13 protein-coding genes and 1 tRNA gene are annotated in these 15248 nt (G+C 44.9%); 6 read left to right on the plus strand and 8 right to left on the minus strand.

Annotation, left to right across the window (positions count from 1 at the left end; genetic code table 11):
- Positions 1–7: 7 nt before the first annotated feature.
- From FN124_RS05990 to FN124_RS06000, 3 genes are all read left to right on the plus strand, one after another.
- Positions 8–1780 carry an ABC transporter ATP-binding protein gene (locus tag FN124_RS05990; protein WP_142683838.1) on the plus strand — a complete coding sequence of 591 codons (1773 nt, stop codon included), beginning with the start codon at positions 8–10 and terminating at the stop codon, positions 1778–1780.
- Positions 1781–1822: 42 nt separating this feature from the next.
- A complete protein-coding gene (locus tag FN124_RS05995) occupies positions 1823–2260 on the plus strand; it encodes a DUF983 domain-containing protein (RefSeq protein ID WP_142683839.1) in 438 nt (145 codons plus the stop codon).
- Positions 2261–2697: 437 nt separating this feature from the next.
- Entirely contained in the window at positions 2698–3168 is a 471-nt protein-coding gene (locus tag FN124_RS06000; protein ID WP_142683840.1) for a hypothetical protein, read from the plus strand.
- 14 nt (positions 3169–3182) lie between these two features.
- Here the strand turns inward: FN124_RS06000 and FN124_RS06005 are convergent, their stop codons facing one another.
- From FN124_RS06005 to FN124_RS06020, 4 genes are all read right to left on the minus strand, one after another.
- Positions 3183–5639, minus strand: a complete 2457-nt coding sequence (locus tag FN124_RS06005; protein ID WP_142683841.1) for a TonB-dependent receptor — start codon at positions 5637–5639, stop codon at positions 3183–3185.
- A 71-nt stretch (positions 5640–5710) separates the two neighbouring features.
- On the minus strand, positions 5711–6067 hold the full coding sequence (locus tag FN124_RS06010; protein ID WP_142683842.1) for a hypothetical protein: 357 nt from the start codon (positions 6065–6067) through the stop codon (positions 5711–5713).
- Positions 6068–6110: 43 nt separating this feature from the next.
- Positions 6111–7694 carry a DUF1501 domain-containing protein gene (locus FN124_RS06015; protein ID WP_142683843.1) on the minus strand — a complete coding sequence of 528 codons (1584 nt, stop codon included), beginning with the start codon at positions 7692–7694 and terminating at the stop codon, positions 6111–6113.
- Positions 7695–7712: 18 nt separating this feature from the next.
- Complete coding sequence (locus FN124_RS06020; RefSeq protein ID WP_142683844.1) at positions 7713–9347, minus strand: DUF1800 domain-containing protein; 1635 nt, start codon at positions 9345–9347, stop codon at positions 7713–7715.
- Positions 9348–9978: 631 nt separating this feature from the next.
- On the opposite strand from FN124_RS06020, the gene FN124_RS06025 reads away from it, so the two are divergent.
- Positions 9979–10263, plus strand: coding sequence for a helix-turn-helix domain-containing protein (locus tag FN124_RS06025; protein ID WP_142683845.1), 285 nt, complete (start codon positions 9979–9981; stop codon positions 10261–10263).
- A 58-nt stretch (positions 10264–10321) separates the two neighbouring features.
- Here the strand turns inward: FN124_RS06025 and FN124_RS06030 are convergent, their stop codons facing one another.
- Positions 10322–11500 (minus strand): thiolase family protein, encoded by a 1179-nt coding sequence (locus FN124_RS06030; protein WP_142683846.1) that lies wholly within the window; start codon positions 11498–11500, stop codon positions 10322–10324.
- A 158-nt stretch (positions 11501–11658) separates the two neighbouring features.
- On the opposite strand from FN124_RS06030, the gene FN124_RS06035 reads away from it, so the two are divergent.
- Positions 11659–11732: transfer RNA gene (locus FN124_RS06035), tRNA-Lys, on the plus strand.
- Here FN124_RS06035 and FN124_RS06040 read toward each other — a convergent pair.
- Entirely contained in the window at positions 11698–13245 is a 1548-nt protein-coding gene (locus FN124_RS06040; RefSeq protein WP_142683847.1) for a recombinase family protein, read from the minus strand. The two genes, FN124_RS06035 and FN124_RS06040, sit on opposite strands and share 35 nt — an antisense overlap.
- Positions 13246–13530: 285 nt before the next feature.
- Between FN124_RS06040 and FN124_RS06045 the strand changes: the two genes are divergently transcribed.
- Positions 13531–14214: a hypothetical protein gene (locus tag FN124_RS06045; protein ID WP_142683848.1), complete on the plus strand. Its 684-nt coding sequence runs from the start codon at positions 13531–13533 to the stop codon at positions 14212–14214.
- A 167-nt stretch (positions 14215–14381) separates the two neighbouring features.
- On the opposite strand, the gene FN124_RS06050 is transcribed toward FN124_RS06045, so the two are convergent.
- Entirely contained in the window at positions 14382–14741 is a 360-nt protein-coding gene (locus tag FN124_RS06050) for a response regulator (protein ID WP_142683849.1), read from the minus strand.
- A 35-nt stretch (positions 14742–14776) separates the two neighbouring features.
- Complete coding sequence (locus FN124_RS06055) at positions 14777–15025, minus strand: hypothetical protein (RefSeq protein WP_142683850.1); 249 nt, start codon at positions 15023–15025, stop codon at positions 14777–14779.
- Between the last annotated feature and the right edge of the window lie 223 nt (positions 15026–15248).

The following is a 15248-nucleotide window of genomic DNA, read 5'->3' on the forward strand; positions in this document are numbered from 1 at the left end:
CGGACATATGAAACTATTACTGCATTATTTGAAGAGATATAAATGGTTGGTCGTATTAGCAATGGCTCTGGCCAGTATTAACCAGCTTTTCTCACTGATGGACCCTATGATCTTCGGATGGATCATTGACAGGTTCGCTTCTCATCCAAAAACTTTTAAAGACGGGCTATTCCGGCCGGAGAACGAGTACCTTACAGGGGTACTGTTACTGGTGGCCGCAGCCATAGGTGTGGCAATGGTGTCCAGGATAGCCAAGGCTTTCCAGGATTACTTTGTGAATGTTATTGTGCAGAAATTCGGCGCCCAGGTATATACCGATGGGCTGAAACACTCACTCCGCCTGCCTTACCAGCAGTTCGAAGACCAGCGCAGTGGTGAAACGCTGGCTATCCTCCAGAAGGTACGGGTTGACTGTGAAAAATTCATAACCGCCTTTGTAAACGTGCTTTTTGTATCGCTGATAGGTGTGGTATTTGTAATGGTATACGCCATCACGGTGCACTGGAGCCTGCCTTTTGTGTACCTCACCGGCTGTATCCTGTTAACCATCCTGATGAGTGTACTGAGCAGGAAAATCAAGGTGATACAGAAAACAATTGTAAAGGAAACCACCGCACTGGCAGGATCTACCACAGAATCACTCCGGAACATCGAGCTGGTAAAGAGTCTGGGCCTCTCCAACCAGGAGATCGGGCGCTTAAACTCCACTACCATGAAGATCCTGTTACTGGAACTGAAAAAAGTGCGGAGCATCCGCAGTATCAGTTTTGTACAGGGCACTTTTGTGAACCTGATGCGCTCAGCCATCCTGTTCCTGCTCCTGTTTTACATTTACCGTGATGTAGTGAGCATAGGACAGCTGATGACACTACAGCTGTATTCCTTTTTCATTTTCGGGCCGCTACAGGAACTTGGCAATATTATCCTGAATTACCGCGAGGCACAGGTGTCGCTGCTGAATTTCCAGAGCATCCTGAACACGCCGGTAGAGGAAATGCCCGCCAACCCTGTAAAGGTGACGCATATTGATGAGCTGCTGTTCAAACAGGTAGGGTTTAAACACCTCACCGCGGCCACCAAAGCCCTGGATAAGGTGAACTTTTCCGTAAATGTAGGGGAAACCATTGCTTTCGTAGGACCCTCAGGATCTGGTAAAACCACGCTGGTAAAGCTGTTGGTTGGATTGTACAAACCCAATGAAGGGCATATTTACTACAACGGGGTAGATGCCAACGACGTAGACATGGAAGACCTGCGCCACCAGGTAGGTTTCGTTACGCAGGATACCCAGCTTTTTGCAGGCACCATCCGTGAAAACCTGTTATTTGTAAACCCTGGCGCCAGCGATGCAGACATCATGGAAGCCCTGGACAAAGCCTCCTGCTATTCCTTACTGGCCAGGGCCGACAAAGGACTTGAAACAGTAATTGGTGAAGGCGGTATTAAAATTTCCGGGGGTGAAAAACAACGTTTATCCATTGCCAGGGCCCTGCTGCGTAAACCGCGCCTGCTGGTATTTGATGAAGCTACATCAGCGCTGGATTCCATTACAGAGGAAGAAATTACCAAAACGGTACGTGAAGTAACGGCCACCAAGCAACATATTACCGTGATGATTGCACACCGCCTCAGCACTATTATGCATGCCGACCGTATTTATGTACTGGAAAAAGGACATATCGTGGAAGTGGGCAAGCATGCAGACCTGGTGGCTGAAAAAGGCCTGTATTATGCCATGTGGAGACAACAGATCGGTGAGCGCAAAACAGAAGCGGTATAGTGCGCTTTGGGTGGCTAAGAAGTAATTGATTAATTTTGTAAGATGAGTACACAACAGCCCAGGCGCCCTAATTATTTTGTTAGCATGCTGACTATGAAATGCCCCAGATGCAGGAAAGGAGATATGTTCAGGGATCAGAACCCGTTTCACCTCAGGTTTTCGAAGATCTTCAACATGTACGATAACTGCCCTGTATGCGGACAGAAATATGAGCTGGAAACGGGCTTCTGGTTTGGAACAGGCTATGTTAGTTATGCTTTATCAGTGGCGTTCAGTGTATTTAACCTGATCTGGTTCTGGTTGTTTTTTGGATTAACCTGGAGAGATAACAGCATCTTTATATGGCTTGGCGTGAACGGGGTGCTGCTGGTGCTTATACAACCATGGCTGATGCGGTTGTCGAGAGCTATTTATCTGTATTTCTTTGTATACTATGATGAGGAAACGGCAAAGCTGAATAAGCCCACACATCAACATTAAAATAAGATAACCGAAAAAAATATGGGGCTGTGAAAACAGCCCCTTTCTTTTTCAACCAAAATCTGAACCAATGGTGGTCAGAAAAATCTTAATACAAAAACCAATTTTTGAAAACTGAGGGAACTGTTCCTCCTGGCAGGACATTCAATCTGACACTTACTTAAGTAATGATCCTCTAAACTACAAAATCTATCAATATTTCAACTAAATTTTTACATCAATGGTAAAACAAGCCGGTATTTGTACCGGAAAAACGATTTTACTTATCAAGCCCGCCTGCAGGGAGTTTACCTCGGCCCTGTAAAATTATACAAATCATTAAATATTATAATGTTATTGCTATAATTAATACATAAGTAACCTTTATATATAGTCAGTGGACAATGACCGGTTCCATAAAATTTAATAGCTTTATCTTTTCAAACAAGTTATTCATCGTGCAAAGAACCTTATTACTGCTCCCTGTGTTAATACTGAGCTGCAAGCAGCCGGCCACCAAAACCTCTTCCGGAGCTGCTGTTATATCGGATATACAGGCTGAGCCAGTGCCCTTTACCCTTACCAGTGGAAATATTAACAGCGATAGCGCCATATTTGAGGCGGCGGGCATTACTGCATCTATTGCTAATTCCGGAACAGGTATGCAAACCATTCATATTACCAGGGAAGGCAGGCGGCTGATCAATTATATGCGGGCTATAGATACCAGCGATACCGTTATCCCCGTCCCCCAACTGATAATAACGGGAACGGATACTGCAGTAGGAATCAATACAACACCTGCAACATCCCGGAAGATCTTCTTTAAAATAAAAAATAACAAGGCTACCTATACCAGGATAGCAGATTCCGTAAAAGAAACAGCAACCGGCATAAAAAAAGCCCCTGCGGATGCAGGAGCCTTTTAAAAGAAACATTAACACTATTTAAAATCAATCGGGATTGCGAGTTTCACACTGAAATTCCGGCCAACATTATATACACCTGATCTGCCGGTTACCTCGTTGATGGGTGCATATTTCAACCTGCTCAGGTGATTCTGATAAGCCACATCTGTTAAGTTATTGACTGCGAAATGCAGGGAGAACAATGTTTTATTCTTCCTATTTACAAAATCACTGCCCAACCCGGCGTTAAAGAGGGTATAACCGGAAGTGGGGGTTTCTGTTTCATAAGCAGAGAACACGTCATTCTGTGCAAAATTCAGATCCATCTGCACACCTATATAGGCATTCTTCAGCGGGCTTTTTCCTACGTTCTTAAATCTTCCTTTTAATTCAGACAACCAGTGTGCTGCCGGGATATTAGGAAGATATTTCGTAGAGTCGGAACTGTTAGCAGTAGTAGCTCTTACATAAGAAAAAGTATTCTCAAAATGGAGCCAGTCGATCGGATGCGGGTGAATATCCAGCATCAGCTCTCCACCATAAAGGTTGGCATCTGTTTGCTGATATTTAAACGCAGCATATCCTTCATCGTTATCTGTGGCAGGAATGGAGTCCGTGCCGGCTGCATTGAACAGTTTGCGGGAGAAGATGAAGTTATTGATATGGTTGTAAAACAGGCTGGCCGACAGGGAAACGTGTTCGGTGTTAAAATCCACGCCCGCATCTACCTGTGTGCTTACCTCCGGTTTGAGATCCTGGTTGCCATATTCATACTTGATAGTTCCTTCATGAACGCCGTTGGCGGAAAGCTCTGCAATGTTCGGAGCGCGGAAACCTCTTGCTGCATTGAGCTTCAGCACCACCTGATCGCTGGCCTCATAGCTGAGCCCAACGCTGGCAGATACATTATTGAAGTTGCGCTTAAAGGCGTCAAACTTTGTATCCCCGGTATTGGCCGGTTTGCCATCTGCGTCCAGGAGTAGTGATTTGGAATTCAACGAGCGGTTATCGAAACGTACGCCTCCGGTCAGGGTGAGCTTATTGAATGTTTTGCTGGTTACTGCAAATGCGCCAAAATCGAACAGGTCGTATGCAGGGATCAGGAATTCTTCTCCTTTATTCTGATTGGTTTGCTGCATCCCATTTACACCTACGGTTGTTTGCCAGCCGTTCATTTCGGGCAGGTAATACTTCAACGCATAGTTGAAAGTTTGCAGGTGCAGGTACAGTTCCGGTGTAGATGGCGCCAGCACATCGCCAAATTCGCGGCGCTGGTTCAGCTGATATCCCAGGGTAAGACCAATACGGCCACCATTATGCAGGTACAGGCTATTGTCCCATACTATTTTCTGGTGATTGATCTGCTGCTTGGGCACCGTCATGCTATAAGATTTATTATCGCTGCCGGTTACCGGTACTTCTTCCTCTGTGCCGTTGTTATTGATCAGTTTCACAAAATCGCCATTGCTGTCGCGGTCACCTTCCACCAGGCCCAGGTGCTGGTTAAAGGATGAGAAGGAAAGGTGAGAATATCCCCATTGTTTGTTGATACCGATATTAGCGCCGAAGTTGGTATTGTTAAAGCGGGAATTAAATACGTAGCCGTCGTATTTATTTTTATAATCGTGCGCTTGCTTTTGTGTAACGAAGGCGCCCCAGCTAAAGCCATTGCTATTACCGGCAATATCTGCATGGTATGCCATCAGCCCATTGTTGGTCTGGTAGTTGGCTTCCACGTTACCTTTTATTTTTCCCAAAGGCAGCGGTGCCGGCGGAACAATGTTCACCACACCTGCCAGCGCATCAGATCCATAGATCAGGGAAGCCGGGCCTTTCAGTACTTCTATCCTGCTTACATTGTAGTCGTCTATTTCGATACCGTGCTCATCTCCCCATTGCTGGCCTTCCTGGCGCACACCGTCTCCTACTACCACTACGCGGTTATAACCAAGACCGCGGATAAAAGGTTTGGAGATAGCTGGACCGGTGGAGAGTTGTGTAACACCCGGCACTTTTGCTATCGCATCTATAATATTTGTAGAGATATTGTCGTCGAGATAATCGCGGCGGATCACGCTGATGGGCGTAGGTGTTTTCCTGGCAGATGTAGCCAGGTTGGCGCCTGTGATAACGATTTCATTTTTTTCTATCAGTGTTTCACCAAGCTCGAAATCCTGGGTGGTAGCGCCAGATATCGTTACAGGAGCGCTATAAGCGGCATAACCGATGTAGTGTACATCTACCACATATTTTCCTTTTGGCAGATTTTTGATGGTATAATTTCCCTGTGCATCGGCAGCAGCGCCCACGCGAAGATCCGGCAGGTAAACTGTAGCGCCCGGCAGTGGCATATGGGTTGACTTGTCCACTACTTTACCGGTCAGTGAATTTGAATATTCCCCATCTTCGGGGTTAGTACCGGCATAGGCAGCTGGTAACGCCAGTAACATTACACTCCAAAGCCCGAGTATAAATACACGCAAATAATGCATATCTGAAAAGTATAGAATCTGTAAAAATGAATACCCAACGTGAACAGGTGGTTCACGCTGCAATAAAAAAGCTAGGCCAGGGAGGCAGGCGGCGCCCTGGGTGTGAGATTGAAGTATGGTACGTGAGTGGTTTCCGGTAATGTAAGCGGGGAAAATATCCAGATTACTTTTTGGACCGGTGGTATGTATATAGTAACAAATAACTCGTAGGGCTCTACGCCTATCTGCAGGAAATCGCAGTGCCGGTGTTGTTCAGAGATGGTAAGCCCGCCGTGTTGATGGAGGGCGTCTGCCGTATCGTGGTGACCTGCAAATTCGTGTATAAACTCCCTTGGGACAGTATTTACAATAAATACTCCCAGGAGAATAATTGCTAATATTTTATGCAGATAGCGTTTGTACACGGAAGCAAAGGTAGCAAAATCCATCTATTTGCAACAGCGTTGCACGAATATTAATGAAATTATAAGGTCAGTTTACTTTGAGCATAGGGCGAACCTGTTGTACCGGGCCGTTCTGGAAGCGGGCATAATAAATGCCGTTGGGCAGGTTATGCGCATCAAAGGTGAAGGTATAGGTACCGGGAGTATGCACTTTATTCACGGGGATGCCAATGAGGCGGCCTGTGGTGTCAAAGATCTGAACCAATGTGTTGCCGCTGCCGGTAACATAGGTGACCGTAGTATAATTTGCGAATGGGTTTGGTGAGTTGGTGATGAGCTTTTTATCTTCCGTATCAAGGTCTGGCAGGCCGGTAATGGTACCGCAGGCTACGCCGCTGATAAGAGGCAGGCGCTGGTAATCGTCCCGGAGAATGGTTTTCAATACCGTCTGGTCCACGCAGAACCATTGTTCCAGGATAGATGCGTAGATAGAGCGGAAGTCGTACTGCATGGGAATATTATCTATTACAGAGGATGCGTCTGGCAGTGCCGGAGAATTTCCCAGTACTCCCTGGTTTACATAATCTCCAAAAATGATAATGGGAGCAGCAGCGCCATGATCTGTACCCATGCTGTAATTTGATTTAATACGACGGCCGAACTCGGAGAAGGTCATGCCCACTACCCTGCGGGAAGCGTGCAGTCCTTTCAGGTCGTCCATAAAGGCTTTGATAGCATCTGAAACGCCACCAAGCAGGTTGGCGTGCCCGCCTTTACTGGTATCTCCGCCCTCTGTTTGGTTGGCATGGGTATCGAAACCACCGGTGCTTACCATATAGAGCTTTGTTTTTAGTCCGCCTGCGACCAGGCGAGCCACTATTTTCAGTTGTTCGGCCAGGCTGTTATTGGCCGGGTAAGCGCCCTGTGAGGTTACTTTCTTAGCAGCAGCAGTAATAGCTTTTTCATAGCTATTGGTTTGTTTTGCAATCAGGCGGATATATTCCAGCTCTTTTCCCCATTTGGTATTGGGAACCGGGTCTGTAACACCATCTATCAGGTTATAGAAATCTGTAGCGCTGGTAATAGCGATGCCCATGCTGGCATACGGTCCCTGGAAAGCGGGTGATACGATAGAGCCTATCTGAACAGCCAGTGGATCCGGCGCTTTGTCGTTAGGGTATCCATCGGGAAATCCTTGGTATTGTGTATCAAGATAGCGGCCTGCCCAACCGGTAGTAAGTACTTCGTTGGAGTTAGACCCGGTGAGCCATATATCTGTAGCGCGGAAATGTGAAAAATTGGGGGAAGGGTATCCCACACTTTGAACGATACTTACCTTTCCCTCGTTGTACAATTTCTGTATGCCCGTCATAGCAGGATGCAGGCCGGATTTGGTGTAGTTATCGAGCCGGAGCACCTTTCCTTCCTGTATGGCGATGTTTGAACGTGCGGCCTGGTATTTACCATAGATATCCAGTGGAACAACCATGTTAAGCCCATCATTACCGCCGGTCATCTGGATCATCACCAGTACATGATCATTATCGGCCGACGCGGTACTAAGTGCATCCAGCATAGGAGATGAACTGAAAGCTTTAACAGTAAAGCCATTGATTAAAGTTGGCAGGATAGCAGCTGGCGCTGTATATTTCAGGAAGTCTCTTCTTTTCATAAAAAGGTTTTTCTGCTATCAGGATAATTGATATTCAGACAGGTCCATAATGTATTTATACAGTGCCTGGAGGCGGCTTTCCACGTTATCTTTCAGGGAGGCGTCTGTAGGTGAGGCTTTCCAGGCGTTCCAGGCCTGGGTCCAGTAATAGTTGCTATCGGGACTTTGGTCGCTCAGGAGGATCTTATTTTTCAGGAATCCTTTCACAGTATCGGAAACGCCTACACGATAAAGTATATCGAGAGAATCATTGACCAGCGCCACCGGGTCTTCCGGGTGAGGAAGCCGGCTGGCAAAAGCGAGTGTATCTATACGGAGGCCGTTGAACCCGCCAGCGCTTACAAGGCCATCGCTGAAGCGGTTGCGTTTGGGCAGGGTGTCCGTATTGATCCAGAGTTCATGAAATGCGGGGGCCTGGTAATAGGCGTCCCACCCAGCCACCAGTGGGGGATCACCGAAATCCTGCAGCATAGCGGCGGCCCTGTCGTGCACCACTGCCCATGCTTTATATTGATTGGTGTAGTCCGACGGAAAGGGAATGCCATATTCGCGGCAGATACCCACGCAGAAGTCGGCCGGGCTTTTAATAAGGCAGGCCATATTGAGCGGGTCGAAGAAGTGCTCGCTGGTAAACAGTGCATTGAGCGTTACTTTAATATCGTAGCCGCTGCTACGGAAAATATCTGCCAGGGGTGTTATGACGTTTTGTTCCGTGGCTGCATCAATATCATAATATACAAAGAAGCGGTACAGTTTGCGGCAGATGAATTTTGCTACTTCCGGTTGCTGGAAGATGATCGTGAGAAGCTCGTCGAGCTCCTTGGCGCCATCCTGGCCGGTTTTCCCGGAGATTACTTTATTCAGATAGAATCCTGAAAATTCCTTGTTGCCAAGATCATGTTGGGTAGTATCGAAGAGGCTTACGATGTTAGTCCTGTCTACACGGAAGCCGGTGAGCACACGTGCGGTAGCTCTTACATCATCTTCTGTATAATGTGAATCCGGTCCTTTTCCTACTGTAAAAAGTTCATGCAGTTCTCTTGCATAGTTTTCATCAGCTGCTCCCTTGGAATTGAGGTATCCATTAAGATATACCAGCATAGCGGGATCCAGGGTGATAGCTTTGGTAAGTGCCTTGAAATTACCGAGGGCATGTTGGCGCAGGGTCAGATTATATTGATAGAGAAAACGGCTATCGTTTACCATACCTGTTTCCGTAACAAAATGATTATGCCAGAAGAGCACCATCTTTTCGTGTATGCTTGCCTGTTGGTTAATCATCTGGCCTGTCCACCATGCTTTATAGGACGCAATCCTTTTCCTTTCAAGCATTTCATCGCCGAGTGGAGCTTTGACCCATGTTGCGCCGGGTGTAACGCCGGTATCATCGATACCATAGTTATTAACGGGCGGTAATGGATCTGGCTGTGCGGTTAGGAGAGTATCTACCGCCTGTTGCATAGTGAGACTGCTGAAGGCATTTACGTTTGCGGGTGTAACCCCGAACAGGGTACGTTTCAGCAGGTGAATGCGCTGCAGTGTATCCCAGGCGCCGGTATATGGAGTAATTCCGGTGGCAGTACGGGCAATAGCAGTGGCAGTCCGCGTTTGATGGCGATCAGGTGATAAGGTAAGGAATTGTCTGCGATCCATAAAGCGATATGGTTGATGGCTTAGGGGCCGTTTATACCGCCAAATTAATAAAAACTTTAATCTAATAAAAAAGAAAGTGATATTATCTTAATTAAAAGAATCAGGATGATATTTTTTATATCATCCTGATATTTAAATTATCATTTAAACAATGTTTATATCATTTTGAATCAATAACTTACAAAATATTTTATTTGCTTCATCCGTTGAAATCCATTAATTTTGAAAATATACTATAACCTAAAGGGAGCTGCCCGTTCCTGCAAAGAAAGACAGCCCCTTTGGTTTTTTGTCTTACAACAAAAAATATCAGTGATGGATTTTTTTAAAGTTCCGGCGACCTGCCGGTTGGTACTCGCACCCCGCTATCTCACGTTTCTTTTTCTTTTTTCTACACCGGGTTATTCCAATAGTTGTTAGTATCTGTAATTAATGTGATTGCCTTTCCACTACTTTTTTACCGGTATCCCGGTAATGGGCATGCTATGCTCAAAATGAAAATCTATTTCTCAAAAATTTGTTATCTGTATCAATTCAACACTATTAAGATCAATCACTTACACATTACAATACAAATATAGTCAATAATTGTTACAGTGGCACATTTTTGTAACATTTTTAAACCTAATCCATGCAATTGTACAATCACCATGTAATAAAAATAATCCGCAAATCGCTAAAACTAACACAACATGAAATGAGTAATATGCTGGGAGTATCGCGGGCCTGCCTTAATACATATGAGAACGGGAGATCGAAAGGAATACGTGATTTCTTTTTTGAGAGAATGATTGCGCAATTCGGTATTGATCTGCGCCGGCCTGATAATCCGCACCGTATCGTGTTTGTGGACTGCACACGGGTTCCATTGCCGGTATATCAATACCTGAGTACATTGGAAATAAATGAAACATAAAAAAAAGAAAGGAGCCAATGGCTCCTTTTTTAGTATTAAGGTGAGTTGACCAGTATTATCAGTTGATATTTTCAATGATACCTGCAATGCCTTGTCCACCGCCCACACAGGCAGTAACAATGCCATACTTCTTATTTAATCTTTTTAAATCGCCCAGCAACTGTACAGTTAATTTGGCCCCTGTACACCCCAGCGGATGTCCTAAGGCAATGGCCCCGCCATTGATATTTACAATATCCGGATTAATGCCCAGCTCACGGATAACGGCAATAGACTGTGAAGCAAAGGCCTCGTTCAGCTCTACCAGGTCGATATCCTGCAATGATTTGCCTGCACGTTGCAATACTTTTGGCACTGCGGCTACAGGGCCTATTCCCATGATCCGTGGATGCACCCCGGCGGAAACACATGCTACCAAACGCCCGATCGGCTTCAGTCCCAGCTCATTCACCATGCGCTCGCTCATTACTACCACGAATGCGGCTCCATCAGAAGTTTGGGAAGAATTACCTGCTGTAACGGAACCACCGGCAGCGAAAACAGGTTTCAGTTTTGCCAGCGCTTCCAGGGAAGTATCTGCACGTGGCCCTTCGTCGGTATCAACGATATAGGAACGTTTCTGCTTTTTACCTTTTTCATCTACATAGACCTCTTCTACGGAAACGGGCAGTATACCTGGTTTGAAATAGCCGTTCTGAATAGCGTTCAAGGCTTTCTGATGTGATTTATAAGAGAACTCATCCTGGTCCTGGCGGCTTACTTTGAATTCATTAGCCACTGCTTCAGCGGTGAGTCCCATACCAATATAATAATCAGGATTAGTACTGGCCACAGTGTAGTTGGGCACTGTTTTCCAACCCGCTACCGGTACCAGGCTCATACTTTCAGTACCTCCTGCAATAATACAATCGGCCATCCCGGTTTGTATTTTGGCAGTAGCAATAGCAATTGTTTCCAGCCCGGATGCGCAGTAGCGATTCACCGTCATTCCCGGCACATCAATACCCAAAGCCCTTACAGAAATCATACGGCCAATCTGTAAACCCTGCTCTGCCTCCGGTACCGCATTTCCTACAATCAGATCGTCGACCCGCTTAGGATCCAGCTGTGGCAAGGACTTCAGTAACCCGGTGATGACATCTACAGCCAGATCATCGGGCCTGTAAAAGCGAAATCCTCCTCTTTTGGATTTTCCCACCGCGGTGCGGTAGCCGGCAACTATATACGCTTCTTGCATGAAAAAAAATTTTATAATGAGCTAACGGTTAGATTATCAACATAATTGATATTTATCCACATTTCGTCCTTCTTCTCAAATTTAATTAAATAAAGTACACAAATATTCAGAAGATCCGTTAAATTTGCGCTCACGTTTTTTAACAAAGATGGTGGAAAGACTCCCTAGCTCAGTTGGTTAGAGCTACTGACTCTTAATCAGTAGGTCCTGGGTTCGAGCCCCAGGGGGGTCACTTGAAAGGACATTTCGGTAGAATTACTGGAATGTTCTTTTTTTATTTCTTCAAAAGCCTCGTCCAGACTACATATCAGCCGAACGGCTTCGTTGATGCGGGGAGTTCGATAATTCAAACCGTCAAAAGTCAATTTTTCGGGATAGATCGAACTCACGATCAAACGCTTTTCTGTTATAGTTCTATTTTCATAAAGGCAATCGAGCCTGGAAACATTATCCACAGCCCTGTTAATCAAGTCATCAATCTTATTGGAGGGGGTTGCATAGTTCGATACTTGTGCCTCTAGGGAATTAATTTCAGGTTGATATTCTGCTTTTATTTTGCGGTACTCGGAAGGCGTAATTTCTTCATTCAACATCAGGCGTCTTGCTTTTGCCAGTTGTTTGTTCAATTCTTCCAGTCGCTCTAACAATAACCGGCGGCCATTCATGTGGTCTTTTGTCTGGCTGTTATACTCGCTGATCATGGCTGATTTATAAATCTCTATCATACCTGGATGCGGCACCAGCTTTCTCAACTCAACTGTGAATAGTTTGTTGACTGCATCTGTTCTAAACCGGCTGCCACAAGATGAAGAACAATGGTAGTAATGATAATACCTGTATTTCCCCTTAGATGCGCTGCCGGTTAGCACCCTTCCACAGCGGGGACATACAAGAAAACCACGGAGCGGCAAATTTTCATCTACCTCAATTTGTACCCGCTGTTTCTTTTTTCTACCGTCTAACACATCTTGTACTTCATAATAAAGTGCATCTGAAATGATTGGTTCATGTTGTCCTTTCACAAAATGCGCTTCTTCCTCTTTGTACTTGGGGATTAAGATCTTCCCACAATAAACAGGGTTGCGTACAAGCACCCAAAAGCCGTTCTTACATATAGTCAGCCCTTTTGTTTTTGCTTGTTTCCAAACTTGCTCTGTAGTAAATATCCCTTTAGCCAATGTTTCAAATACCCATTGGATAATTTCAGCGTGTGGATTTTTAGGAGTGATATATTTCTGGCCTACTTCTGTAACCTTGTTGGTATAGCCAAAGGGCGCTGTTCCCATCCATCTTCCTTCCTTCTTTGCGCGGCGCATACCGGAAAAGGTATTTAATGCTCTGCGATCATTTTCCACTTCAGGTGCCGCCAGATAAAACGCCAGCATCATTTTGTTTTCTGGAACTGACAAATCTAAAGGCTGTTCAATGGCCTGCGGTTCAACTCCTACTTTCCTTAACAGGCTAATCATTTGGTAGGCATCGCCAGCGTTCCGGCTGAATCTATCCCATTTTGTAAACAGAACTAAATCCGTTTGTCCTATATGCTTACGCAAATCAGCCAGTAGCTTCTGCCATTCAGGACGATTAAATGTTTTGGCAGAATGGTCCTCGTAGATAATCCTGCGTACCTGAATAGCATTCAATTCGCAGTACTTGCGAAGCATCTCTTCCTGACTACGTTGGCTATACCCCTTCTCCGCCTGTTCGTCTGTACTCACCCGAATGTAAATGTCTACTGTCTTCATCACGTAAACATTGTGCTATAGCAATTGCTGCCATAGTGTAAACAAATTCTAAGATCAATACGGCCTGTTCCCTGCTTACTTGTAAACCATGCCTTTGCAATATCTCTACTGCTGTGTCCGGCTTCATTCTTTCCATAACCCACTTTCATTTTCACGTTACCAACCAGCACAATTCCCTTACGGGCAAGGCTAGGAATACTAATTTAAGAAAAGTTTTGATAATAATTACATTTTGGTAAAACTTTTATTCTTAAATTCGTGTAACAATTTAAAATGAGGTAAGTATTGGCAAAGACATATAAAGTCACTTATAAACCGTACTTCAACGAACGGATTAAGCCGGTCCGGTTTCATGGCAAGGATGTTCACCCCTTGTACATGCAGGTTACCTTTGACCGGAAATCTATATTCTTTAAAAGCTACTACTTTGATCTATTCTCCCGTCCCAAATACGCGGAACTGGAAACAAGTATAGAACAGATCAAGGAACAGGAAAGCCGCCTGATTGAGTATATTGTTGATAAAAACACTGATACCTTCTCGCTTGAACAGTTTGCCCAAGAATACAAATATTTATCTACTGACCTATTTGATCTAATGGACGAACGTTTCAAGGACTACCTTGTAGATTTCTTTATGGATGAAGGTATTCCCAGATATGCCGGAATAGTAAGGGCCATTTATGATAGCTTAACAGCTATACAAATAGTTGAAACTTTTAAAGAGGGTTTCAAACCTGAACTATATAGCAAAATGATAGAACATGCTATCTTTTACGCTCCTCCATATATCCCCTTAGTGGCCTTTGTCCGGCAACAGCATCCTAAAGGTTTAATCAGTTTCCCTGTTTTTGAATGGAAGCAGTTGGGGACAGCAGCAGCGTTGGAGCATTTTTTATCGGCGTCCTTTCCCGAATACGGAATAGCTGAGATAAAAAAGGCGATAGAGCGATATATAAACCATATATAGCCCTATCCCACGGAGGCCGAGCCAATAACACGCAACCAATACATATTTCAGCGGTTATTGACTTGAACCTCCACGGGCAACAGGACATTATTTCCCCCACATTTATAATACAATAGATTACTAGCCAAAGAATCTTCAATATGTCAAAGAACTTTACTCACTCCCATTTACGGGAATAGCTGTTTTAGTAAATCAGCAAGCCTGCTTTTGCTGACCGGTTTAATCAAGCATTCTATAACCCCCATATCCCAAATATTTACCTTTCTATCAATCAATAAATCTGCTGTTATTACGATCAATGGTATATGACGTAACTGATGATCAGCTTTCAATAACTTCAATAACGTTTCGCCATCCATATCGGGCATTTCCATATCCATCATAATAAAAGATGGAAGCACCTTATGCGCCATTGTCCAGCCTTCCGAACCAGTTCCGGCTATGTGCAACTTTACGCCAAGATCACCCATGTAGAGCATCATTAGTCGCTGTTCTATCAAATTATCTTCAATATAAAGTGCTTCCATTGTGGTTGGTTTTTCACATATGGGACACTATCAAATCACCGTTTGGGTCGACGATATTTATCACAGTCGCCCGCAATACTTTTAATCACGTCTTCAAAAATCTCGGCAATCTTTTCCTTTTCAGTATTGCTCAAACCTGAAATCAACCTTTGTTTGCGGTAAAAAGTAGGCGTACTCCATGCACATTCCTCCTCTATTTTCTCACGGAAGGAGCAGGGCAGGGCGATCAATTTTGAATAAATTTCACCTAGTAAATTATCCGGTGGTCCTATCATCCTGTTCATAAAGAAGGGGGTTAGTGTTTAGATAATAGTTGACCACTGCGCACAAAAATAGCGCAGAACTCAACTTGCGGTACCTGTACGCCTTCGGAAGCCCAGGTAACCAACAAGCGAGCCTGCGCCATAAGGTGCAGGCACCGCCCTACTCTATTCCCGGGCTTCCGAAGGCGTACGGGAATGAGAACGATGGCAATGCGGATAATTCATTTACGAAGCCCCGCAAAGC

The organism is Chitinophaga polysaccharea (assembly GCF_902150045.1).
Taxonomy (GTDB): domain Bacteria; phylum Bacteroidota; class Bacteroidia; order Chitinophagales; family Chitinophagaceae; genus Chitinophaga; species Chitinophaga polysaccharea_A.